Raw genomic sequence first — 24,209 nt, forward strand, 5'->3', positions numbered from 1 at the left:
GCGAAGCGGCTCGCGAGCCTCATCAGCGAGGGCCGCATAGACGGCCCCGTTGCGAACGCCCGGCACGGCAACGTCGCCGGGCGTTTGTGCATTTGCAGGACAGGCAGGCGCCCTGCGGGCCGCCCCGCGCGGAGGCCACACCTCCCTCGACAATTCAGGAGATGACCCATGGACTTGAGCCGCACGGCCAGTTCCACCAACGCCGCCTCTAGCGCGGCCCGCACCAAGGTCCGCTACGGGATCCTGCTGCTGATTTTTGTGATCACCACGCTCAACTATGCCGACCGCGCGACGCTGTCCGTCACCGGTTCCGCGATGCGCACCGCGTTCAGCCTCGACGCGATCCGCATGGGCTATATCTTCTCCGCATTCAGCTGGGCCTACGTTCTGTCGCAACTGCCGGCCGGCTGGCTGCTCGACCGCTTCGGCCCGCGCCGCGTGTACGCGGCGAGCATCTTCTCGTGGTCGCTGTTCACGCTGCTGCAAAGCTCGGTCGGCCTGCTCGGCAGCGCCGGTGCGGCGATCACCGCACTGTTCGCGCTGCGCTTCGTGATGGGCGCGGCCGAGGCGCCGGCGTTCCCGGCGAACGCCAAGGTCGTCGCGAGCTGGTTCCCGACCAACGAGCGCGGCACCGCGTCGGCGATCTTCAACGCCGCGCAATACTTCGCCGCGGTCGTGTTCACGCCGCTGATGGCGTGGCTCACGCACGCGTTCGGCTGGCAGATGGTCTACGTCGTGATGGGCGTGGCCGGCCTGCTGCTCGCGCTGACGTGGCTCAAGGTGATGAAGAATCCCGCCGACCACCCGCGCGTGTCGCGCGCCGAACTCGAGTACATCGAGCAAGGCGGCGGCCTCGTCAACGGTGCGCGCAAGACGCGGCCGGACGACGTATCGAAGGCCGGCGGCTGGACGCTGATGCGCCAGCTGCTCAGCAACCGCATGCTGCTCGGTGTGTATCTCGCGCAGTACTGCATCAACGTGCTGACCTACTTCTTCCTGACCTGGTTTCCGATCTACCTCGTGCAGGCGCGCGGCATGACAATCCTGCAGGCGGGATTCGTGGCCTCGCTGCCTGCGATCTGCGGTTTTCTCGGCGGGGTGCTCGGCGGCGTGCTGTCGGACGGGTTGATCCGCCGCGGCTGTTCGCTGACCGTCGCGCGCAAGGTGCCGATCGTCGGCGGCATGCTGCTGTCGACCTGTATCATCGGCTGCAACTACGTGGCGACCGACTGGATCGTCGTCGCGCTGATGTCGCTGGCGTTCTTCGGCAAGGGCATCGGCGCGCTCGGCTGGGCGGTGGTCGCCGATACATCGCCGAAGGAGGCGCTTGGCCTGTCCGGCGCGATCTTCAACATGTTCGGCAACATCGCCGGCATCGTGACGCCGATCGTGATCGGTTATCTCGTCGCGCGCTCGGGCTCGTTCAACGGCGCACTGGTGTTCGTCGGCGCGAACGCCCTGCTGACGGTGATCAGCTATCTCGTGATCGTCAAGGACATCCGGCGGGTCGAGTTGCGCGCGGCGTGAGCCAGGTATAGGCCTGGTTATCGTCCCGGTTATCGTACTTCCGGGCGGCGGAGGCCCGCCGCCCCGCACGTTTTTTGCGTCCCGAGGCGCAAAATGTCGGGCATCCGCCGATAGATGTGAGATTTGCGTCCAAAATGATTCGGCGCTTATATAATCAGTCGTCAGACGACGATATAATAAAATGTTGGATCCCCAGCAATCTTCGAGACAAGGAGCGTTTTCGATGGCTACTCCACTAGCATCCGCGGCACCGCCACGACGCGCTCGCAATCTTGCCGAGTTCGTCGTCAACTACGTCACCGAGCAGATCGCGGCCAACGTGCTGAAGCCGGGCGACAAACTCCCGACCGAATCGCAGCTGATGAACACGCTCAGCGTGAGCCGCACGGTGATTCGCGAGGCAATCTCGCGCCTGCAGGCAGGCAAAGTCATCGAGACTCGCCACGGCATCGGCAGCTTCGTGCTCGAGCCACAGCGCGAAAAGCTCGGCATCGACATGGTGCCCGCCACCACGCTGCGCGACGTGCTGTCCATTCTGGAGCTGCGCATCAGCCTCGAAACCGAATGCGCCGGTCTCGCCGCGCAACGCGCGAAACCGGACGACCTCGCGCGCATGCGCAGCGCGCTCGACGGGATCGAGGCCACGCGTCACAACGGGCTCGACAGCGTGGAAGCCGACCTGCAGTTCCACATTTCGGTCGCGCGCGCCACGGGCAACCGCTATTTCGTCGACATCCTCATGCAAATGGGCAGCGCGCTGATTCCGCGCAATCGGCTCGACTCGGCCGGCATCGCGCACGCCGATCCTGATGCGTACCTGTCGCTCGTGAATCTCGAGCACGAGAGCATCCTCGAGGCGATCTCGCGGCGCGACGCGGAAGGCGCACGCGCGGCGATGCGGATGCATCTGTCCAATAGCCGCGAGCGGCTGCGCCGCGCGAATGAAGCGAGCGAAGCGAACACCTGATTCTCGCGAAGCTCGCGGGTGAAAAAAATGGCCGGGAATCTCCCGGCCATTTTTTTATCTTGCGATGGCTTCCGCCCTTTCCTTCGATGCGCACCCAGGCGATCGGCCCCGGCGCGCATCCGTTCAGGACGGCATCACGCCATTAACCGCGCGTGAGTTCGCCGTCGCGACGACGCCACAGTTCCAGCGGATTGCCGTCGGCCAGCGTTTCCGGCAGCAACTCGGCCGGGAAGTCCTGGTAGCAGACCGGACGCAGGAAGCGGTCGATCGACGTCGTGCCGACCGAGGTCGCGCGGCTGTCCGACGTTGCCGGGAACGGGCCGCCGTGGACCATCGCGTGGCACACCTCGACGCCGGTCGGGAAGCCGTTGACCAGGATCCGGCCCGCCTTGCGCTCGAGAATCGTCACGAGCTTCTTCGCACCCGCCACATCGGCGCTGTCCATCTGCAGCGTCGCAGTCAGCTGGCCGGCGAAGTGCTCGGCGACCGTCAGCATTTCCTGCTCGTCCTTGCAGCGGATGATCGTCGACACCGGGCCGAACACTTCGTCTTCGAGCGCCGGGTTCGCGAGGAACGTCTGCGCATCGGTCACGAACAGTGCCGCGCAAGCCTGGGTCGGGCCGGTCGAGGCCACGCCGCGCGCCACGACTTCGACGCCCCTGGTCGCGGCCAGCTTGCTTTCGCCGTCTTCATACGCGGCGTGGATGCCCGAGGTCAGCATGGTTTGCGCCGGCTTCGCGGCAAGCGCTTCCGATGCCGCCGCGACGAAGCCCTTCAGCGCATCGCTGTCGATCGCGATGGCGAGGCCCGGGTTCGTGCAGAACTGGCCCGCGCCGAGCACGAGCGAGTCGACGAAACCGCGTGCGATGCTGTCGCCGCGTGCCGACAGAGCGTTCGGCAGCAGGAACACCGGGTTGATGCTGCTCATTTCCGCGTAAACCGGAATCGGCTCGGGACGCGCCGCCGCGACGCGCATCAGCGAGGTGCCGCCCGCGCGCGAACCGGTGAAACCGACCGCCTTGATGGCCGGGTGCGCAACCAGCGCCTCGCCGACCGAGTTGCCCGCGCCGACGATCATCGAGAACACGCCTTCGGGCAGATCCATTTCCTGCGCGACGCGCTGGATCACACGACCGACCAGCTCCGACGTGCCGAGGTGCGCGCGGTGCGCCTTCACGACGACCGGGCAGCCGGCCGCGAGCGCCGCGGCGGTGTCGCCGCCGGCCACCGAGAACGCGAGCGGGAAGTTGCTCGCGCCGAACACGGCAACCGGGCCGAGCGCGATCTTCTGCATACGCAGATCCGAGCGCGGCAGCGGCTTGCGATCCGGCAGCGGCGAGTCGAGCGTCGCGTTGAGCCACTGACCCGCGCGCACGGTCTGCGCGAACAGCTTCAGCTGGCCCGTGGTGCGGCCGCGCTCGCCTTCCAGACGCGCCTTCGGCAGGCCCGATTCAGCCTGGGCGCGCTCGATCAGCTCATCGCCGAGCGCAGTGATGCCGTCCGCGATACGATCCAGAAACTCGGCGCGCACTGCGAGCGGCAGTTGACGATAGGCGTCGAACGCCTGTCGCGCGAGCGCGCACGCCTGCTCGACGTTTTCGACGGTGCCGCTGCCGAACACCGGCTCGGCAATCTCGGAACCCGTGGCAGGATTGAACGCGCGCAGCGGTTTTTCTTCGCCGCGCACTGCTTTGCGACCGATCAGCATTTCGCCGGTAATAGGCATTTTGGCTTTCCTTGAATGAAGGCTTCAGATATAGGTCATCCTACAACATTGCGGGGGCTTCGTGCAACCCGAAACGCTTGTCGGACTGGGATACTCGGGTTTACTCGCCCGTTACAACAGAGGTCTGCGGTGCTAATCTGCCACCAGTCATACGACGACTTATAACTTCGCATTCTGCTTGGTTTTTGGGCGTCGTCGCAGCTTTTCCCGATCCATCGTAGTTCGAGGAGATTCCGCATGCCCACAGTCACGCCTTACGAATCCTTGCCCAACCGCTTCCGGCGCGCGGTGCGCGAAGGAAAAACCCAGATCGGCTGCTGGGCTTCGCTCGCGAGCCCGATCGCCACTGAACTGCTGGGCACGGTCGGCTTCGACTGGATGCTGCTGGACGCCGAACACGCGCCCAACGACGTGCTCACGTTGATCCCGCAACTGATGGCGCTCAAGGACAGCGGCAGCGCGCCAGTCGTCCGACCACCGGCCAACGACAGCGTCGTGATCAAACGTTTTCTCGACAGCGGCTTCTCGAACTTCCTCGTGCCCTTCGTCGACAGCGCCGACGACGCCGCCCGTGCGGTCGCGTCGACGCGCTATCCGCCGCAGGGCATCCGCGGCGTGTCGGTCGGCCATCGCGGCAACCGCTATGGCACTGTGCCCGACTACTTCTCCATCGCCAACGACAACGTCTGCGTCATCGCGCAGATCGAAAGCCGCAAGGCAGTCGAAGCGATCGACAGCATCCTCGCGGTGGACGGCATCGACGCGGTCTTCATCGGCCCGTCCGACCTCGCGGCTTCGTATGGCCACCTCGGCAATGCGAACCATCCGGACGTGCAGCAGGCGATCGCGCATGTGTTCGAGCGCGCGCAGGCGGCCGGCAAGTCGAGCGGCATTCTAGCGCCGGTGCAGGCCGACGCGGAACGTTATCTGTCGATGGGCGCGCGTGTCGTCGCCGTCTGCGCGGATCTCGGGCTGCTCAAGGGCGCCGCGCAGGCGGCGCAGAAGCACTTCATGCAGAAACCGGCGGGCGAGGCTTGAACGTCGCCGCCACGACATCTTCGGAGCATTCCATGCAAAAAGCAGGCTTTATCGGACTCGGCATCATGGGCAAGCCCATGGCCGCCAACCTTCTGAAAAACGGCGTGACGCTCGCCGCCTTCACGCGTAGCGGCGTGCCCGCCGAACTCACGCAGGCCGGCGCCGTCGCATGTGACAACCCCGCCGCGGTCGCCGCGCACGCGGACGTGATCTTCATCATGGTGCCGGACACGCCCGACGTCGAACGCGTGCTGTTCGGCGAGAACGGCCTCGCGAGCGCGCTGCGCGCGGGCCAGACCGTCGTCGACATGAGCTCGATCTCGCCGATGGCGACTCGCGAGTTCGCGGCGCGCGTGCGCGAAACCGGCGCCGATTACCTCGACGCGCCGGTGTCCGGAGGCGAAGTCGGCGCGAAGGCCGGCTCGCTAACCATCATGGTCGGCGGCGAACAGGCCACATTCGACAGCGTGAAGCCCCTCTTCGACATGATGGGCAAGAACATCACATTGATCGGCGCGGTCGGCGCGGGCCAGGTGTGCAAGGTCGCAAACCAGGTGATCGTCGCGGCCACGATCGAAGCGGTCGGCGAAGCGCTGCTGCTCGCGTCGAAGGCGGGTGTCGATGCGGCGCGTGTGCGTGAGGCGCTGATGGGCGGCTTCGCATCGTCGCGCATTCTCGAAGTGCATGGCGAGCGCATGACGAAGCGCACGTTCGATCCGGGCTTCCGCATCGAACTGCACCAGAAGGATCTGAACCTCGCGCTGTCGACCGCGCAGGCGCTCGGCGTGTCGCTGCCGAACACCGCCACTTGCCAGGCGCTGTTCAACGCGTGCGTCGCGCACGGTGGCAAGGCATGGGATCACTCGGCGATGGTCCGCGCGCTCGAAGTGCTCGCGAATCACGAGATCGGTCAGAAGACCGCGTAAGCGCGCTGTTGTAACGCGCCACTTCACAGTTGCGATCGGGTTTTCCGTCTGTCCGCATGTGACCGATGGGCGGCTCGATCGCAATTCGTCTTCTGATCGGGAGCGATGCTCGCCCCACAGCACCTCCAACCAGTCGACCGCCTCAAACCCCGCCAATCAAAAAAAACGGCGCCCAGTTTTACGGACGCCGCTTCTTTCACTGAATCGGCCCACTAGAGCCGACCGCACTTCACATTACTTCGCCGTCGCCGCACCGGGCGACACCCACTTCGGCTCCGGCATCTTTTCCGAACTTTTGGCCATCAGGCAGACCACAGCCGCGGCGATCAGGTCGAACACCGCCAGCACGACGAACAGCGGGCTGTAGCCGATCTGCGTGACGAGCACGCCGAACAGCGCGGTGAACGCCGCGGCGCCGAGGTAGCCGGCCATGCCGCCCATGCCCGTCGCAGTCGCGACTTCGTGCTTGCCGAACATGTCCGACGTGATCGCGTACAGCGCACCCGACAGCGTCTGGTGCGCGAAACCGCCGACGCACAGCAGCGCCACCGCCATATACGGGCTCTCGACGAGACCAATGCATGCCGGCCCGATCATGAACAGCGCGCCAACCACGAACACCATCTTGCGCGACGTGAACAGCGACACCTTGGCGTACTTGTGGAACAGCGGGCTCAGATAACCGCCGAGCACGCAGCCGATATCGGCGGCGAGGAACGGCATCCACGCGAACATCGCGACTTCCTTCAGGTTCATGTGACGCTCGGTCATCATGTACAGCGGAATCCACGCGTTGAACGTTTGCCACGCCGGTTCGGACAGAATCCGCGGAATACCGATCGCCCAGAAGTCGCGGCTCGCCAACATTGCGCGCCAGTTGCGCTTCGGCGTGTTGATGTCGTCGTGATGCTTCGCTTCCTGGCCGCTCAGGATGTAGTCGCGCTCCGCGTTGCCCAGCAGCTTCTGGTTGCGCGGATGCTTGTAGACGATCATCCACAGCAGGCTCCACACGATGCCCGCGCCGCCGACGATCACGAACGCGAGTTGCCACTTGCCGTGAAACAGCGCCCACACGACGAGCGGCGGCGCAAGCAGCGCGCCGATCGACGAGCCGATATTGAACCAGCCGATCGCAACCGAACGCTCCTTCGCCGGGAACCATTCGCTCGTTGCCTTCACGCCGGCAGGAATACCGGCCGATTCAGCGAGACCGAGAATACCGCGAAACACCGCGAGGCTACGCCAGCCTGTTGCCCATGCGGCGGCCGCGCAAGCGACCGACCACGCGAGCGCGAACACCGCGAAGCCGACCTTGGTGCCGATCGTGTCGAGCACGAAACCGGCGACCGGTTGCATGAACGCATAGCAGAGCTGCCACGCCACGACCACATGCGAATACTGCTCAGTCGTGATGTTGAGTTCCTTCATCATCGTCGGTGCCGCGACCGACAACGTATTGCGTGCCAGGTAGTTGATGATTAGCCCGGCCGCGACCAGAGCGACCATCCACCAACGAATACCCTTGATCTTCATTGCTGCTACTCCTCGTGATGCAATGCCCGTCAAACCGACCGGGACTTAAGCCTTGCGCGAATAGTCGATGCCGACGAAGCTACCGCCCTGATAGCTTTGGCACAGTTCATCGAGCGGATTCGGGCGCGACAGAATGTCTTCCGCGTAGTCCTCGGCGTTCTGCTTCGGCTCGTAGCCCAGACGCGCGGCGCCGCTGTTGTCCCACCAGCTGCGCGTATTGGCCGACACGCCCCAGATGGTCAGGAAGCCGACGTCTTCCGCTTCGACGCAGCGGTCGAGGAAATGGAACAGGTCCTTGTGGCCGAACCAGGTGCTCAGGTGGCGTTGCTCGGTCGGACGCGCGAGGCAACTGCCGATTCGCACGCACACGCTTTCGATGCCGTGCTTGTCCCAGTACATGCGGGCGAGCGCTTCGCCCCACACCTTGGACAGGCCGTAGAAGCCATCCGGGCGCAGTTCGCAGTCGAGGCTCAGATGCTCGGTGACCGGATACATGCCGATCGCGTGGTTCGAGCTCGCGAACACGATGCGCTTCACGCCGTTGCGTCGCGCACCTTCGTAGACTTCGACGAGGCCGCGCAGGTTGTTCTCGATGATCTCAGGCAGCGGACGCTCGACGCTCGTGCCCGCGAAATGGATCAGCACGTCCACCCCGTTCAGCAGACGGTCGACGATTGCCGGATCGCGCAGGTCACCGTTCATCACGTCTTCGCCGTCGACGAGCGGCGTCAGCACTTTCGAGCCCGCGGCCGAGCGCAACGGCACGCCGCGCGCGACGAATTCAGCACGTACCACGGAGCCGAGCTGGCCGCCGGCGCCACTCAGGGCAATCTTCTTCATAAGGGGTTCCTTTTACTGCGCCGCGCGCGAGGTCTACACGGGACTGACAGGGGGTTGAGCGGGCCGCGAACCGCGCCGCGCGCGTCATCCAAACACACTCAAGTTGTACGACAACGTACTATCGACGATGAGCAGGCGGAATTCAACTCCGCATTTACCCTTAAATTGCCGGTGCCGAGTTTCGCATCCCGTTAAAAAACAAAGACATACGATCAAAGCATTTATGCGACATCGTATAACCAACAGCGGATTCTTTGAGCTGGCGACCGGCGCGAGCGGCGCCAGCGCACCGCCCGCGTCGTCACCTGACTACACCATTGCGTTCCCGAGCCCTCAGGAGCCGATGAATTCGAGCAGGTCAGCATTCACCTTGTCGGCCTCGACCGTGCACATGCCGTGCTGGCCGCCCGGATAGACCTTCAGCGTCGCGTCCTTGACGATCTTCGCGGTCTGCCGGGCGGATGCGTCGATCGGCACGATCTGGTCGTCGTCGCCGTGCAGCACCAGGGTCGGCACATCGATCTTCTTCAGATCTTCGGTGTAGTCGACTTCGGAGAACTGCTTGATGCAGTCGTACAACCCCTTGATCGAGCCGGCCATGCCCTGGCGCCAGAACGAATCGATCACGCCCTGTGACACTTTCGCGCCCTCGCGGTTGTAGCCGTAGAACGGCACGGCCAGATCCTTGAAGAACTGCGAGCGATCGTCGACGACGCCCTTGCGGATGCCGTCGAACACGTCGATCGGCAGGCCAAGCGGATTATCCGCGGTCTTCAGCATCAGCGGCGGCACCGCGCCGATCAGCACGGCCTTCGCGACGCGCCCCGTGCCATGCCGGCCGATGTAATGCGCGACTTCGCCGCCGCCCGTCGAATGACCGACCAGCGTCGCGTCCTGCAGGTCGAGATGTTCGATCAGCGCGGCTAGATCGTCGGCGTAGGTGTCCATCTCGTTGCCGTCCCACGGCTGCTCCGAGCGGCCGTGACCGCGCCGGTCGTGCGCGATCACGCGAAAGCCCTTGCTGCCGAGAAACAGCATCTGCGCATCCCACGCATCGGCGGTGAGCGGCCAGCCATGCGAAAACACGACCGGGCGGCCCTTGCCCCAGTCCTTGTAGAAAATCGAGGTACCGTCTTTCGTTTTGATCGTGCTCATCTGCTGACTCCTTGTTGTTGAAGTCTGCCGTCGCCGGCAGGTGGATGAAGCGAACGCTGTTCACGAAGCATGCGCGCGACGCATGACAGAACGCCGCGCGGAAACGCCAGTGAATCACGGAAACGGCACAAGCGTAGAAGTAAAAGAATCGCCTGAGGCGAGCGCGGACCGAGGAAGTCGGTTCAGATGGATCGATTGTCGGCTGGCGACGGCTACGACCCGCGACCGAGGCTCGACAAGCCCGCGCGCGGCGCGACGAAGCGGATTGCTGCAGCGCGGTCGATTGACGCAGCTCACGCCGCAACGCGCGCACAGCCGCACAACAGCCGATTAAAGAAACGTGATGCTCATCAACGGCTTATCCCGTCAATAAGCTCATTTCGCATAAAACAACGCGGTTTTTTGACGCACATCGCGTCGCAACACATTTTGTTTCGATCCCCTACTCTTGCGCCATCTGTCCAGCGCAGTGCGCATCGACACCGGTCGACGCGCGTAATTCCACTCAAGCGGCCATCGCGCACAACACGATCATGACCTCCGCAATATCGGCATTCGATCTCGCCCGCATTCAATTCGCGTTCACCGTTTCTTTTCATATAGTTTTCCCCGCGCTCAGTATCGGTCTCGCCAGTTTCATCGCGGTACTCGAATGGCGCTGGCTGCAAACCGGCAAGGCGTACTACAAAGATCTTTGTCTGTTCTGGTCAAAGATCTTCGCAGTGGCCTTCGGCATGGGCGTCGTCTCCGGCGTCGTGATGGCCTATCAGTTCGGCACCAACTGGTCGGGCTTTTCGAGTTTCGCCGGGCCCATCACCGGTCCGTTGTTGATGTACGAGGTGATGACCGCGTTCTTTCTCGAAGCGGGCTTCCTCGGCATCATGCTGTTCGGCTGGCAGCGCGTGAGTCCGCGCGCGCACTTCGGCGCGACGCTGATGGTCGCGATCGGCACGCTGATCTCGACCTTCTGGATTCTCGCGTCCAATAGCTGGATGCAGACGCCGCAGGGTTTCGATGTCGTCGACGGCCATGTCGTGCCGCTCGACTGGTTCAAGATCATCTTCAATCCTTCCTTCCCGTACCGGCTCGCGCATATGGCGCTCGCGGCGTTCATCGTCGCGGGGCTGGTGGTCGCGGCGGTCGGCGCCTGGCATCTGCTGCGCGGCCGGCGCGACCCCGCCGTCAAGAAGATGTTCTCGATGGCGCTGTGGCTGCTGTTGATCCTCACGCCGATCCAGGCATTCGTCGGCGATCAGCACGGCCTGAATACGCGCGAGTATCAGCCGGCGAAGATCGCGGCGATCGAAGGTCTTTGGGACACCGAAAAAGGCGGCACCGCGCTGAACCTGTTCGGGATCCCCGACATGAAGGCGGAAACCACACGCTATGCGGTGTCGGTGCCGCACCTCGGCAGCCTGATCCTCACGCATAGCTGGGACGGAGAAATCCGCGGCCTGAAGGAATTTCCGCCGCAGGACCGGCCGGATTCGACCGTCGTGTTCTGGAGCTTCCGCATCATGGCCGGCCTCGGCGTGCTGATGATCGCGATGTCGATCGCGGCCTGGGTACTGCACCGCCGCGGGCGTCTGTTCGAAGCGAAGTGGTTCCAGCGGCTGTGCGTTGCGATGGGGCCGAGCGGCTTCGTCACGCTGCTGGCCGGCTGGGTCACCACCGAAGCGGGCCGCCAGCCGTGGGTCGTGTACGGCGTGATGCGCACGTCGCAGGCGGTATCGCCGCTGACCACGCAGCAGGTCGGCCTGTCGCTGATGACCTTCGTGGTCGTGTACTTCCTCGTGTTCGGCACCGGCATCTACTACATGCTGAAGCTAATGCGCTCGGGCCCCGCGCTGCCTGGCGGCAAGTCGCACGACAGGCCCCATGGTCTGCCGCAGCCGACGCCCGCGCAGACCGCACGCCGCCCCCTCTCCGCCGCCGATCAGATGATCGACGCCGTCTAACCCGCGATTCAAGAGAAAGAAAATGGACGTAACCGTCGTATGGGCCGCGATCATCGCGCTGGGCCTTTTCATGTACGTCGTGCTGGACGGCTTCGACCTCGGCATCGGCATCGTCTTTCCGTTCTTCCCCGACGAAAAGGAACGCGACCTGATGATGAACACGGTCGCGCCGGTGTGGGACGGCAACGAAACCTGGCTCGTGCTCGGCGGCGCCGCGCTGTTCGCGGTGTTTCCGGTCGTCTACTCGACCGTGCTGTCGGCGCTCTATCTGCCGCTCGTGTTCATGCTCGTGTGCCTGATCTTTCGCGGCGTGTCGTTCGAGATCCGCGCCAAGGCGCGCCGCACGAGGCATTTGTGGGACCTCGCGTTCATCGGTGGCTCGGCGGGCGCGGCATTCTTCCAGGGGATCGTGCTCGGCGCGTTCCTGCAAGGCATTCCGGTCGCCGATGGCGCGTATGCCGGCGACGCGTTCGGCTGGCTCACACCGTTCAGCCTGCTCACGGGCCTCGGGCTCGTCGCCACTTATGCGCTGCTCGGCTGCTGCTGGCTGGTCGCGAAGACCGAGGGCGATCTGCAACGGCGCCTGCATCGCGTCGTCTGGCCGCTGACCCTGGTTCTGCTCGGCTTCATCGCGGTGGTCAGTCTGTGGACGCCGCTGATGGACGCAGGCATCGCGCAACGCTGGTTCCATGACGGGATCTTCTACCGTCTGCTGCCGGTACCATTCCTCGTCGCGATCTGCGCATTCTTCATGCATCGCGCGGTGCGCGCGCGCCATCACAACACGCCGTTCGTGCTCGCGCTGGCGCTCGTGCTGCTCGGTTATCTCGGGCTGCTCGTGAGCCTGTGGCCGTATGCGATTCCGTCGAGCATCACGCTATGGGACGCCGCCGCGCCACGTACGAGCCAGACATTCACGCTGGCCGGCGCGGCGGTGATCCTGCCGATCATCGTCGCCTATACGACGATGGGTTACTGGGTCTTTCGAGGCAAGGTGCGTCATGGCGACCAACATCACTATCACTGAAACCCAGGGCGCCCGCCCGTCGGCCACCGCATCGGCCAGCCGCAAACTGCCGGGCTGGCTCTGGTTCATCGCGCTATGGTGCTTCGGCGTGGCCGCCGCGATGTCGCTCGGTTTCGCCTTCAAGCTTCTGATGAATGCCACGTTGTTTGCGGTCAGATAGCGACGTGCGAACCTGCGTCGATCCGCCGGGCATAACCTGCCGGATCGCGCGCGCAAGCGCTTAAAAAAAGGGCCGCGCGGCTCGTCTACGTAGCAAGCCGGAACCTATGCGCGGGAGACCTGCCTTAACATCACGAAGCGCATCGAACGATGCCGGCCGCCGGCCAGGCGCGTCTCCGCTCAGCGAGGCGGCGCGCGGCACGGCAAGGGAGCGGGATCCCAGCGGGTTAGAGCGATACCGGATGCGGCGATAAGTGCGACACTCGACGCGGCGACATCGGATCGGCTCGACGGGCGGCCCGAAGATCGACCAATAAGCGCGGAAGACCGGCCATGATGCGGTTCACGAGTACAGCAGTTAATCATGCTGCAACTGCGCACGCCGCAACGGCGCACTGCGCAACGGCGGCGGCCCACAACGGACAGGCTCGACTCGCGGAGACATCATGAAGTTTCTTGTAGCCGACGACCATGAACTGATCCGGCAAGGCGTCAAAGGCATGCTGCGCGGCTTCGATCCCGATGCCCAGTTCGACGAAGCCGATAGTTGGGAAACCCTTGCGACCGCCGCGCGACCCGACGCGAATCACGATCTGGCGATCGTCGATCTGCATATGCCGGGCATGAGCGGCGCGACCTCGCTGGAAACACTGCTGAAGGCGAACCCGGCGCTCCCGGTCGTGGTGCTGTCCGCGGAGGAATCGCCCGACGAGATGCGCGCGGTGCTGGCGGCCGGCGCGCTCGGCTTCGTGCCGAAGCGCCAGCCCGCCAGCGTGATGCTGAAGGCGATCGAGCTGGTGCTGTCGGGCGGTGCTTACGTGCCGATGGAGGCGCTGAGTCTGCTCGGCTCGCGCGAGACCCAGGCGGCAGGATACGCGGGAGCCGATCCCGACGGATCGGCTGCTGTGTCGGCCCCGAGCGCCACCGCGCAAGCCGCCCGCGCGTCGGGCCAGGCTACGGCCGCGCAGACCCAACCGGTCACGCAGGTGCCGTCGCTGCAGCCGCATCAGCAGCATCTGCTCGAGAACCTGTCACCGCGACAGCAGGACATCATGCGGCTCGTGCATCGCGGCTGGACCAACAAGATGATCGCGCGCGAACTCGGCGTCGCCGAAGGCACGGTCAAAGTGCATTTGTCGGTGATCTTTCGGGCGCTCGGGGTGCATAACCGCTCGACCGCGATCGCGGTGATCAACGGATGGCTGGAGGCGGGGAAGACGTTGTAGCACGTTGCTCCCCAGACTCCGCTTCAGTTTGCTGCAAGCCGGCTGCGGCGGGCGAATGCGCCGGGTCTGCCTCTGCCGCCCCATCCTCCAACACCACCGCGCCCGCCGCCCGCCCCTTGTCGAGTTCCGCCTGCTGCCACAGCATTTCCAGCGTGCGGCGCAAGCGCGCCGGCGTCACCGGCTTGTGCAGCACCGGAATCCCCTGCAACGCGAGCGCCGCCAGTTCCGGCGATGCCATATCGCCGGTGATCAGCAGCGTCACCACATTGCCATGCCCTGCGCGCCCGAGTGCGCCGCGCAACGCGCTCAACACCTGCGCGCCGGTGCGGTGATGCGCGAGCTGGTAGTCACATAGCACTGCGTCCGGCACGAAACCGTCCTCGAGCGCGGCGAGCGCCTCGACTTCGTCGCGCGCGCCGCGCACATTGCAGCCCCAACGCGCGAGCAGACTCGTGAGGCCTTCGAGTATCGACGGCTCGTCGTCGACGCACAGCACCCGGCGCCCTTGCGCGGCCGCGCCACCCGCGATCGAGTCGTTCAGAATCGCGACGATGCCGCTCGCATCGCCCGCCTGCATCGCAAAGCGGAACACCGAGCCGCGCCCCGGCGCGGAGCGCAGTTGCAACTCGCTGCCGAGCAGGCCGACGAGCCGCTTGACGGTCGGCAGCCCGAGCCCATGACCCTGGCGCGCATCGCGCTGCGGATTCTCCACCTGATAAAACTCCTCGAAAATGCGCGCGTGCTCTTCCGGCGCAATGCCGATACCCGAATCGCGCACCTCGATAAAGCCGCCGTTCGGTCGCCCCGCGCGTCGGAAGCCGAGCCAGATCGCGCCTTGCTCGGTATAACGCACCGCGTTCGACAGCAGATTGCTCAGCACGCGTTCGAGCAGCACCGGATCGTCGTAGACGACCATCGAGGTCGGCGCGATGCGCAGCGCGAGCCCCTTCGCCGCCGCCTGCGGACGATACTGGCTGCCGACCCGTTCGAACAGCTCGGAGAGCCGGAAGTGCAAGCGGATCACCTGGGTCACGCCGCTTTCAAGCCGCGCAAGATCGAGCACCTGGTTGAAGAGCTGATTGAGCGCCTCGACGTTGTAGACGATGTGCCCGGCGGTCTTCGCGTGCTGCGCGGGCGTCGCGGCCGGATCGTTCAGCGACGCCGCGAGCAGGCCGATTGCATGCAGCGGCTGGCGCAGATCGTGGCTGGCCGCCGCGAAAAAGCGCGTCTTCGCGAGGCTCGCCTGTTCGGCGACGCGCTTTTGCGCGGCCAGCGATTGCGCGAGGTACTGCTGATCGACACGCGCCTGCACGACCTGGCGAAACAGCTTGCGATAACTCATCGCGTAGACGTTGATCGCGCAGAAGAAGAACGCGAGCACGATCGCAAGAATCGTGCGATCGAACGTGTGCGAGCCGAAATGCAGCACGATCGATGGCAGCAACAGGAACGGAATCGACGTCGAAAAATTGAGAAGATCGAAACCATTCGACATGAATACGCCGGCCGCGAGCGTCACCAGCATCACGGTATGCAATAGCGGCAGATCGGTCTGCGGACTCTGGAACGCGAACCACACCGCGAAGCCCGGCCCGCTATACAGGAGCACGCCGCGCAGCGCATGCAGATAGATCCAGTCGCGCGGCGAGACCAGGTGCGGATAGCGGCGATTGCAGATCCATAGCGCGAGCCCCGCGCAATTGGCGAGCGCGTAAAAAACGAAGCACGCAATAAAGAATGGCGGCGACGGCACATGCGGCCAGTAGATCGCCACGAGCACCGCGATCGAAAACCAGTGCGAAAAGAACGCGATCGGGTCCTGCGCGTAGAGCACCCGCACGAGGTCTTCGTCGATGGCACGCTGGATCGGGTCGGCCCGCATGGGGCGGTCTCCTCAGGGGGCATGCAACTTCGTTGAGACGAAGCACTGACCAGGCGACGGCCCTCCGACGCTCCGGCGAAGCCGCGGGTCGAACCGGGCGACAAAACGGGTCACCCGCGCGGCTTTTTCTACAGCGAATGCCCACTCTTCAGACGAATAGTCAGTTATCCGTCAGAAGGTTTACCCGGCAGTTTACCCATCAGCTAACACTTAATCCATATAGGCGAAGGCCTTGCCGCGAACCATACTGCATTCACATTTCAGCGCGGCATTTCAGGCAGCCTTTCCCTCGCTTCGCGGCTCACGCGCCGCGGCCCGCCGCGCCCCACGCCAACGGTGACGGAGGTTTCCATGGGCGCAGTCCCGGGCTACGAGTTCGCCCGCCAACTCGACGACGCGATCCTGCCTGACCTGTGGCGCAGGCGCACCCGGCTGTCCGCGGACGAAATGGTCTCGATGGTCGAACTGGTCAAGCGTGCGTTGCGGACCTACCACCCGCTCGAATTGCAGGCGCTCGGCGAGGACAAGGAAGAACTGGTCGCGCAGTTCATCTACGCGAAGGTGCTACGCCTCGCGCCCGGCCATACCGAAACGAACGCCTGCGCCGACAGCGCGCCGTCCAACAGCTACGCCGTGTGCGCGTATTTCCGCCGTTATCTGATCGACTGCCTGCGCAGCGCGTGCCATCAGCGCAACGTGTCGATGGAAACCGAGGGCATCGCGCAGGAGATCGATCTGCACGCGCACGCGCTCGAAGACCCGGTGGAAAGCGTGCTGCTGCAATACGGCCTCGACGAGCAGCGCGTGCGGTACGCTGCGCGCGAGTTCATCGAAGGGCTCGACGAACCCGAGCGGATCGTGCTGGCCGGCAGCCTCGGCTGGTGCTCGGAAGGCGAAGGCGGGCTCTCGGCGGTCGCGGCTCAGCATCGGGTCCCCTCTTATCACTATCGCGCCGTCAAACTCGGCGTCACGATGAAAAAGACGGCCGGCGCCGAGGAATTTTCCAACACGAAGATCGGCCGCTGGCTCATCGACGTGCTCGGCATCGCGATCGACGTCGACAATCGCGCGGCGATTCTGGTGGCGCTGAATCTGCTCGCGGCGGAATCGAGCGACAGTGAATTCAATGAAGTGGCCGCGTAATAGTTCGGACAACCAACAGCCCACATAAGAAGCGCGCTAAAGGCGCTTGCCCGGACGGCCCGCCCCCCGGCAACGGCCGGCCAGTCATGTCGCCCTACGCGTCGCACGCTACGACTACGGCGCGCCTTCCACGGCGCGCTTTTTTTGCGCGCACATTCCGCCTACGATAAAAAAGCTGCTGCTGCACGCCGTCTTTGTTCCAAAGTCGAGCCTCCGTTCCCCGCATCCGATTCCAGACGAGGTGGTCCTGATGAACCGCTTATCGAGCGCGCCGACGGCGCTGCAAAGGTACTACGAGGTGGTCGTGATCGGGTCCGGCTACGGCGGCGCGATTGCCGCGAGCCGCATGGCGCGCGCGGGCCGTCGCGTGTGCGTGCTCGAGCGTGGCCGCGAATTCATGGCCGGCGAGTTTCCGCGCACGCCTGTGCAGGGCGCCGAGCAGATCCAGTACAACACCGCCGAGGCACAGATCGGTTCGCCGCTCGCGCTGCTCGAAGTACACGTCAACGAGGACGTCAACGCGGTGGTGGGCTGCGGGCTCGGCGGCACGTCGCTGATCAATGCGAACGTCGCGCTCGAGGCCGATCCGCGCCTATGGGACGACCCGCGCTGGCCAGCCGCGCTGCGCGCCGACAAGGCCGGGCGCGGCGACGGCTATGCGCTCGCGTGGAAAATGCTGTCACCGTCGCCCGTGCCCGACGATTTCCCCCCGCTGCCGAAGCTGCAGGCGCTCGAAAAATCGGCACGGGCGCTCGGCATGGCCGACCACTTCAGCCGTCCGCCGATCACCGTCACGTTCAAGGACGGCCCGAACGCGGCGGGCGTCGAGCAGCAGCGCTGCGTCGGTTGCGGCGACTGCAACTCGGGTTGCAACTACGACGCAAAGAACTCGACGCACATGAACTATCTGCCCGACGCGGTCGCGCACGGCGCGCAGATTTTCACCGGCACGGCCGTGCATTCGGTGCTGCGCGACGCCGATACGCAGCAATGGAAGATCAACTTCCAGCTCGTGAAGCTCGGCCGCGAAAGCTACGACGCACCCGATCTGTTCGTGCTGGCCGACATCGTCATCGTCGCGGCCGGCACGATCGGTTCGAGCGCGCTGCTGCTGCGCTCGCGCGACGCGGGCTTGAGCGTGTCGGAGATGCTCGGTAAGCATTTCACCGGCAACGGCGACGTGCTCGCGTTCGCGTACAACACGAAGGACACGATCAACGGTGTCGGCTGGGGCGAGCACAAGAAAGGGCAGATTCCGCCGGTCGGCCCCACCATCACCGGGCTGATCGACAATCGCGCCGACGAGGAAAACGTCAAGAACGGCTACGTGATCGAAGAAGGTTCGCTGGCCGGGCCGGTCGGCGAGGCGCTCGTCGGCATGCTCGGCGCGGTCGCGCCGCTCGAAGGCGTGGATGCGGCCGGGCCGCCGTCGCTGTTCGACAGGATGGCCTACGAGGCCCGCGCGATCGACAGCCTGATTCGCGGCCCGTATCACGGAGCGCTGAATCACACGCAAAGCTACCTGGTGATGGCGCACGACGACGAAGACGGCCGCGTCACGGTCGGTGACAAAGGCCGCGCGCGCATCGAATGGAAAAACGCGGGACGTCAGCCGATCTTCCAGACCATCGAGGACGTGCTGATCAAGGCGACCGAGCCGCTCGGCGGCAAATATCTGCGCAATCCGATTTCGACGAAGATCGCCGGCCGGCGCACCGTGACCGTGCATCCGCTCGGCGGCTGCGGAATGGGCGAGGACGCCGAGCGCGGCGTGGTCGATCATCAGGGCCGCGTGTTCAGCGGCAAGGCCGGTGCCGAGGTGCACGACGGCCTCTATGTGATGGACGGCGCGGTGATGCCGATGTCGCTCGGCGTGAATCCGTTGCTGACCATCTCCGCGCTCGCCGAACGCAATTGCGCGCTGCTGGCCAAAGCGCACGGCTGGGCGATCGATTACAAGTCGCAGGGCACCGCCGCCGCGCCGCCCGCGCAGAAGATCGGCCTGCTCTTCACGGAGACGATGGTCGGCACCTACACGCCGAACGTGGCGGGCGAAGCCGCGAAGAGCCCGATCGAATTCACGCTGACGGCCGAGTCCGACGATCTCGCCGACATGCTAGGCAACCCGAATCATCTCGCGCGAACCGCCGGCACGCTGACCTGCCCCGCCCTCTCTGCGCAGCCGCTGACGATCAGCGACGGCACGTTCAACCTGTTCGTCGTCAACGAGTCCGACGTCGACGAGCGCAACATGAACTACCGCATGACGCTCGACGCGGTCGAAGGCAAAACGTGGTATCTAACCGGCAAGAAGATCATCACGCGCACCTCGCCGATCAATCTGTGGGAGCAGACCAACACGCTGTACACGGAGATTCGCGCGTCGGCGCAGGACGATGCGCCCGTCGTCGGCACCGCGACGCTGATCGTCACGCCGGAAAACTTCCTGAAGGAGCAGCGCACGCTCGAAGTTACGCATGCGCCCGATCTGAAGACGCGCCTCGAATGGACGCTCAAGTTCGGCAAGTTCTTCGCGGGCGTGCTGTACACCGAATACGGCGGCGTGGCCGCGCCGCTGCAGTTCTTCGATCCGTACACGCCGCCGCGCGCGAAACGCATGCTGCGCGCGCCGGCGCCGCAAGTCACGTACTTCGACACGCCCGACCGCACGCGCCTCAAGCTCACGCGCTACTTCGATCCGGGCGCCGGCAAAGCCTCGAAGCCGATCCTGCTGATCCACGGCTCGGGCGTATCGAGCCGCATCTTCTCGACCGATCTGACGCCGACCAACCTCGTCGAATATCTGTACGCCTCGGGCTATGACGTGTGGCTCGTCGATCTGCGCGTCAGCATCGAACTGCCGACTGTGCTGGTGCCGACCAACGTGGACAAGGTCGCGCGCGAAGACATTCCCGCCGCGGTCGCGAAGATTCGCGAGCTGACCGGTGTGCCACAGATCCAGGTGCTAGCCCACTGCCTGGGCGGCCTGGCGCTCACCATGTCGCTGCTGTCCGGACTCGACGGCGTGCGCTCGGCGGTGATTTCACAGGTGTCCGCGCATCCGGTACCGGGCACGTTGCAACGCATCAAGGCCGGCTTGCATATTCCCGACCTGATGCAGCATTTGCGCGTGCGCGACCTCACTGCCTATACGCAGGAAGACTCGTGGCCCGCGAACCTGCTCGACGAGGCGCTGCGTCTCTATCCGCTCGATCACGGCGAAGGCTGCGGCAATCCGATCTGTCATCGCGCGACGTTCCTGTATGGCCTGCTCTACGAGCACGACAAACTGAACGAGACGTTGCATGCGAACCTGCAGGAACTGTTCGGCATTCACGACATGTCCGTGTTCCAGCACCTTGCGACGATGGTGCGCGCAGGCAAGGTCGTCGATGCGCGCGGCGATGACGTGTATCTGACCGGTGCGAACGGCATGAAAGGACTCGAGGGCATGCGTCTGCCGATCGGATTCATTCATGGCGAGAAGAACGAAACCTATCTGCCGGTCAGCACCGCGCTCACGTACGCCCTACTGCGCGAGCACTTCCCCGAGCAGCCGTACGAGCGGCATCTGATTCCAGGCTATGGGCATATCGACTGCATCTTCGGCAAGAACGCGGCGGTCGATGTCTATCCGCTGATCGTCGATTATCTGAACGCGCATTGACGGAGGGACATTGCCGATGCGCGACGCGTTATCTACGCTTGGCGGGTTCTCGGTGCGCCGTGATTCCGGTATGGTTGCTATTGCGCGTTCGTTCCCTTCGCACTCACCCACCCATACCAATGAAAAAATTCTTTCTGGCCTTGTTCGCCGCCGGGCTGCTCGGCAACAGCATCGCCGCCACGCAGGTAGAGGCGGCCGAACTTCGCGTCATGACCTCGGGCGGCTTCACCGCCGCGTATAAACAGCTCGGGCCGCAGTTCGCGGCGTCGACCGGCAACACGCTCGATACGATCCTCGGGCCGTCGATGGGTCAATCGCCCGAAGCGATTCCGAACCGGCTCGCGCGCGGCGAATCCGCGGACGTCGTGATCATGGTCGGCTATGCGCTCGACGATCTGATCAAGCAGGGCAAGGTCATGCCCGGTTCGCGTGTGGAACTGGCGGATTCGCGCATCGGCATGGTGGTGCGCGAGGGCGCGCCGAAGCCCGATATCAGCACTGTTGAAGGCCTGAAGGACGCGCTGTTGCATGCGAAGTCGATTGCTTACTCGGACAGCGCGAGCGGTGTCTATATTCAGCGCGAGTTGTTCAAGCGGCTCGGCATCGAAGATCAGGTCGGCGCGAAGGCGAAGATGGTGCCGAAGATCCCGGTCGCCTCGGTCGTGGCGAGCGGCGAGTATGAAATCGGCTTCCAGCAGGTCAGCGAGTTGCTGCCGGTGAAGGGGGCGACCTTCGTCGGCAAGATCCCGGATTCGGTGCAATCGGTCACGCGCTTCGCCGCGGGCATTCCGGTCAACGCGACGCATCCGCAGGAAGCGAAGGCGCTGCTTGAGTATCTGGCGTCGCCGGGCGCGCAGGAAACGGTTCGGGCGACGGGGCTTGATTCGGTGTCTGCACACTGAAACAGTTCGTTTCTGTCACGCCAGCGCCATAGAGAGGTTGTTCATTTCCCCTAGTCCGGGAGAAGCGAACGCCGCGGTTATTCGCGTTGATCAGGTGCACGCGCTGGCGGGGCTGTTGAGTCTGGAAGGAGCCGCGGAGCAGTTTTCCAATCTCTCAACTGTTGCGCAGGTTTCAATTTTTTGGTCTGTTCGAGGATGCTCGCCGACATTCGTGCAGCACAGACGCAGACGGCGGCGCGTGAGTGAACTGCTGCGCGCGTGCCGCCAGCGGCGGGGAAACCTGTAGATTGGCGGCGCGGGCCTTCCCGCGAACATTTGCAATGCGGACGCGAGGACTCGCGGAATCAGAGTAGCTAATACTCTTTGAAGCTGTTCGCACCCCACTGCACATTTCACGCGATCCGCGACTGGCTCGCCTTTGCGGCAGGGCGTGCGAACAACCTGGCGGACAGATGTGCGAACAGTCTGGCGTGAAATGCGAACATCGCCACGTGTGCATACCCCGGACGGCTTGTGGAACCGTCCGGGTGCGGCGACAAGCAGGTCAATCGTGCAACAGACGTCTCAACTCGTCAAAGAATGAGGCCGTGGTGTGGCCCCAGGCCACAGGATTAAAGAAAAGTCCGTAGGCAGCCTTAAAGGAAGCGTCCAAGTCGTGGGAGTTGGCGAAACAGAAATTGTCGATTTCCCGTTCCAACATTGAGCGCGCTGCCGGTTCGCTTTCATTTCTGTATAAGGCGAATATTTCCTCTATTGAATTTCCCCACAAATCAAAGTCCTCGCCAAAATAATTTCGAATAAAATTCGAAAGTTCCGGGTATTTGTCTGGCTGTTCCATTTGAATTTATTTTATCAAATAAGCAGTGATGATATAAAATGGCATATCGTTGTATTGTTCCTTCCGCAAGAACATCTGGACTTTGCTAAGTTCAATCATCTGTCCGGTCTCCCTGACCAACCCGTACCCTACAGTGTGTCCAGTTTCACCAATCAAAGAAAGTCTCTTTGAACCATTGCTCGCCTGTGCCCATACCCGGATCGTCGCTACGTTTTGTTGCATTACCTGAGAAATAGCCCGTTCGGCGGTTTCCAAGTTGGGGAATGAACTCACCATTTCGCGTCGGGGTTCGCGTGCCAGTCTTGCTTGCAGCCATGCCCTATTTATTCCGACGTGCTTCCGGATTGTATGTCCTCCAATCCCGCTTCCGTCCTTCGCTTCGTGCCGCATCAAGTTGATTCGCCCCATCGAGACGCTTGCCACGCGTGCTGCCTTCATTGAACCGGCAAAGCCGAACGGCACGACCATATCGAGCGACAGGCCGATATTGTTCGCCATGTCGGGATCGGCCTTCATCGCCTCGGCCAGCTTCGTCGTGCCCTGCTGGGTGAGGGTGGCTGTATCGCGCCCTGTCCACACCTGACGCAGGCCCGCCGCCGCCGAGTCAGAACCATGTGCGCCGAACACAATGCACCCGGCCTTGCTCGCCATCGTCGGTTCTGGCATCACACACAGCGCCGCGGCTCCGACCATTTCCAGCAGACCGCCGACGAGTTGCAACCCGCCCCATAGCCGGTTGGAGAGCATCTCCGTCTGGCTGATCGACCGGCGGGTCAGCACTGCCGCGAGTTGCGGCGCGCTGAGCACCACGCGCACGCCGTCCGAATCCTTTTGATACGACATTCCGAATCCCTCTGTAGTTGTTGGGGGAGAGTCAACCTAGCAGGCGACTACAGGGACAGGGAATGGGCGATGGATGATTTTAGGCTTCAGCTGTGTCAACAAACGTCAACTTTTTTAACGCCGGGAAGCACGCCGTGGCACGGAGGGACAGGCGGAATAATGCCGGTTCTGTCCAGCACATCGGCGTTTTTGCGCAGTCAGCCCAATGGGTAGACGTGCTGCGCCCACGCTTCCATAAGCGGGCGGCGCTGTTCCAGCAAATCAGTGCAGTGATAGGCCGCTTCGACCTTGTACGCGACGGTATGCGCGAGCGCGCGCTCGGCGAGGTCGCGCGCATAGCTGTGTTCGCTGGCCCAATCGCGGAAGCCGGGACGAAAGCCGTGTGCCGTTGCCAGGCGCGCCCAGGTGTGTCGCTTTGCGCTTCCACTTGATGCTGGAAGGACGTGAGCACGATGTCACTGACAACTTTTCCGTGCGGCGAGACAAATACAAGCGTTTCGCGCAACTTCTATTGCTTCAGCCTTTTTATGAGTTCAAGCGCCGGGGTAGGCAGAGCAACGCGGTGCGTTCCTTTTGCTTCCATCCGTTCGCCTGGAATGGTCCAGATGCTTGCTTCGAGGTCGAACTCATTCCATATCGCGCTGCGAACTTCGCCGCTTCGCGCCGCCGTCAGTATCAGGAACAGCAAGGCGGCGCGCGTGGCTCCACCCTGTTTGAATTTGGGAGCCCATCGTTCAGCCCATCGCCGAATGGCGGATAGCGCTGGAAGTTTGCAACCTGTTGCGGTAGCAAAATGGCGGCAAGTTCTTGATATCGCTTAGTTCTACGGAGCGGCGCGGAAAATTGCGGAAC

Annotated in this window: 19 protein-coding genes; 12 read left to right on the forward strand and 7 right to left on the reverse strand. The window is 63.8% G+C overall.

Translation table 11 applies throughout. The features are described 5' to 3' along the window. The first annotated feature begins 168 nt into the window (after positions 1-168). Both L0U81_RS22335 and L0U81_RS22340 read left to right on the forward strand, forming a co-directional pair. Positions 169-1,527, forward strand: a complete 1,359-nt coding sequence (locus tag L0U81_RS22335) for an MFS transporter (protein ID WP_233805677.1) — start codon at positions 169-171, stop codon at positions 1,525-1,527. Between the two features lie 223 nt (positions 1,528-1,750). Continuing rightward, the gene (locus L0U81_RS22340) at positions 1,751-2,494 is read left to right on the forward strand and encodes a FadR/GntR family transcriptional regulator (protein ID WP_233805678.1); all 744 of its coding nucleotides are present in this window, start codon (positions 1,751-1,753) and stop codon (positions 2,492-2,494) included. A gap of 142 nt (positions 2,495-2,636) precedes the next feature. Here the strand turns inward: L0U81_RS22340 and L0U81_RS22345 are convergent, their stop codons facing one another. Continuing rightward, positions 2,637-4,220, reverse strand: coding sequence for an aldehyde dehydrogenase (NADP(+)) (locus tag L0U81_RS22345; RefSeq protein ID WP_233805679.1), 1,584 nt, complete (start codon positions 4,218-4,220; stop codon positions 2,637-2,639). 237 nt (positions 4,221-4,457) lie between these two features. Here L0U81_RS22345 and garL point away from each other — a divergent pair, with 237 nt between their 5' ends. Beyond that, entirely contained in the window at positions 4,458-5,258 is an 801-nt protein-coding gene (gene garL, locus L0U81_RS22350) for a 2-dehydro-3-deoxyglucarate aldolase (RefSeq protein WP_233805680.1), read from the forward strand. Further along, positions 5,255-6,184, forward strand: a complete 930-nt coding sequence (locus L0U81_RS22355) for a 2-hydroxy-3-oxopropionate reductase (protein ID WP_267957204.1) — start codon at positions 5,255-5,257, stop codon at positions 6,182-6,184. The genes garL and L0U81_RS22355 overlap by 4 nt, the downstream gene beginning before the upstream one ends. A 234-nt stretch (positions 6,185-6,418) precedes the next feature. Here the strand turns inward: L0U81_RS22355 and L0U81_RS22360 are convergent, their stop codons facing one another. The 3 genes from L0U81_RS22360 to L0U81_RS22370 all read right to left on the reverse strand — a co-directional run bounded on the left by L0U81_RS22360 (position 6,419) and on the right by L0U81_RS22370 (position 9,712). Continuing rightward, complete coding sequence (locus tag L0U81_RS22360) at positions 6,419-7,717, reverse strand: MFS transporter (protein ID WP_233805682.1); 1,299 nt, start codon at positions 7,715-7,717, stop codon at positions 6,419-6,421. Positions 7,718-7,762: 45 nt separating this feature from the next. Next, positions 7,763-8,557 (reverse strand): NAD-dependent epimerase/dehydratase family protein, encoded by a 795-nt coding sequence (locus L0U81_RS22365; protein ID WP_233805683.1) that lies wholly within the window; start codon positions 8,555-8,557, stop codon positions 7,763-7,765. Between the two features lie 333 nt (positions 8,558-8,890). Continuing rightward, positions 8,891-9,712 (reverse strand): alpha/beta fold hydrolase, encoded by an 822-nt coding sequence (locus L0U81_RS22370; protein WP_233805684.1) that lies wholly within the window; start codon positions 9,710-9,712, stop codon positions 8,891-8,893. 533 nt (positions 9,713-10,245) lie between these two features. Here L0U81_RS22370 and L0U81_RS22375 point away from each other — a divergent pair. The 4 genes from L0U81_RS22375 to L0U81_RS22390 all read left to right on the forward strand — a co-directional run bounded on the left by L0U81_RS22375 (position 10,246) and on the right by L0U81_RS22390 (position 14,082). Beyond that, a complete protein-coding gene (locus tag L0U81_RS22375) occupies positions 10,246-11,670 on the forward strand; it encodes a cytochrome ubiquinol oxidase subunit I (RefSeq protein ID WP_233805685.1) in 1,425 nt (474 codons plus the stop codon). Between the two features lie 22 nt (positions 11,671-11,692). Next, positions 11,693-12,697, forward strand: a complete 1,005-nt coding sequence (cydB, locus tag L0U81_RS22380; protein WP_233805686.1) for a cytochrome d ubiquinol oxidase subunit II — start codon at positions 11,693-11,695, stop codon at positions 12,695-12,697. Next, a complete protein-coding gene (locus L0U81_RS22385) occupies positions 12,672-12,857 on the forward strand; it encodes a hypothetical protein (protein WP_233805687.1) in 186 nt (61 codons plus the stop codon). Before cydB ends, L0U81_RS22385 begins: the two co-directional genes overlap by 26 nt. A gap of 445 nt (positions 12,858-13,302) precedes the next feature. After that, positions 13,303-14,082 carry a response regulator transcription factor gene (locus L0U81_RS22390; protein WP_233805688.1) on the forward strand — a complete coding sequence of 260 codons (780 nt, stop codon included), beginning with the start codon at positions 13,303-13,305 and terminating at the stop codon, positions 14,080-14,082. Here the strand turns inward: L0U81_RS22390 and L0U81_RS22395 are convergent. Further along, positions 14,048-15,964: a hybrid sensor histidine kinase/response regulator gene (locus L0U81_RS22395; protein WP_233805689.1), complete on the reverse strand. Its 1,917-nt coding sequence runs from the start codon at positions 15,962-15,964 to the stop codon at positions 14,048-14,050. The two genes, L0U81_RS22390 and L0U81_RS22395, sit on opposite strands and share 35 nt — an antisense overlap. 351 nt (positions 15,965-16,315) lie before the next feature. Here L0U81_RS22395 and L0U81_RS22400 point away from each other — a divergent pair, with 351 nt between their 5' ends. From L0U81_RS22400 to L0U81_RS22410, 3 genes are all read left to right on the forward strand, one after another. Continuing rightward, a complete protein-coding gene (locus tag L0U81_RS22400; protein WP_233805690.1) occupies positions 16,316-17,107 on the forward strand; it encodes a hypothetical protein in 792 nt (263 codons plus the stop codon). A 250-nt stretch (positions 17,108-17,357) separates the two neighbouring features. Continuing rightward, positions 17,358-20,774 carry an alpha/beta fold hydrolase gene (locus L0U81_RS22405; RefSeq protein WP_233805691.1) on the forward strand — a complete coding sequence of 1,139 codons (3,417 nt, stop codon included), beginning with the start codon at positions 17,358-17,360 and terminating at the stop codon, positions 20,772-20,774. 119 nt (positions 20,775-20,893) lie between these two features. After that, positions 20,894-21,676: a substrate-binding domain-containing protein gene (locus L0U81_RS22410; protein ID WP_233805692.1), complete on the forward strand. Its 783-nt coding sequence runs from the start codon at positions 20,894-20,896 to the stop codon at positions 21,674-21,676. A gap of 544 nt (positions 21,677-22,220) precedes the next feature. On the opposite strand, the gene L0U81_RS22415 is transcribed toward L0U81_RS22410, so the two are convergent. Then, a complete protein-coding gene (locus tag L0U81_RS22415) occupies positions 22,221-22,514 on the reverse strand; it encodes a contact-dependent growth inhibition system immunity protein (protein ID WP_233805693.1) in 294 nt (97 codons plus the stop codon). Between the two features lie 6 nt (positions 22,515-22,520). Continuing rightward, entirely contained in the window at positions 22,521-23,357 is an 837-nt protein-coding gene (locus tag L0U81_RS22420) for an RNase A-like domain-containing protein (RefSeq protein ID WP_233805694.1), read from the reverse strand. Positions 23,358-23,772: 415 nt separating this feature from the next. Here L0U81_RS22420 and L0U81_RS22425 point away from each other — a divergent pair, with 415 nt between their 5' ends. After that, a complete protein-coding gene (locus tag L0U81_RS22425; RefSeq protein WP_233805695.1) occupies positions 23,773-24,117 on the forward strand; it encodes a hypothetical protein in 345 nt (114 codons plus the stop codon). Positions 24,118-24,209: the final 92 nt, after the last annotated feature.

Source organism: Paraburkholderia sp. HP33-1 (assembly GCF_021390595.1).
GTDB lineage: Bacteria > Pseudomonadota > Gammaproteobacteria > Burkholderiales > Burkholderiaceae > Paraburkholderia.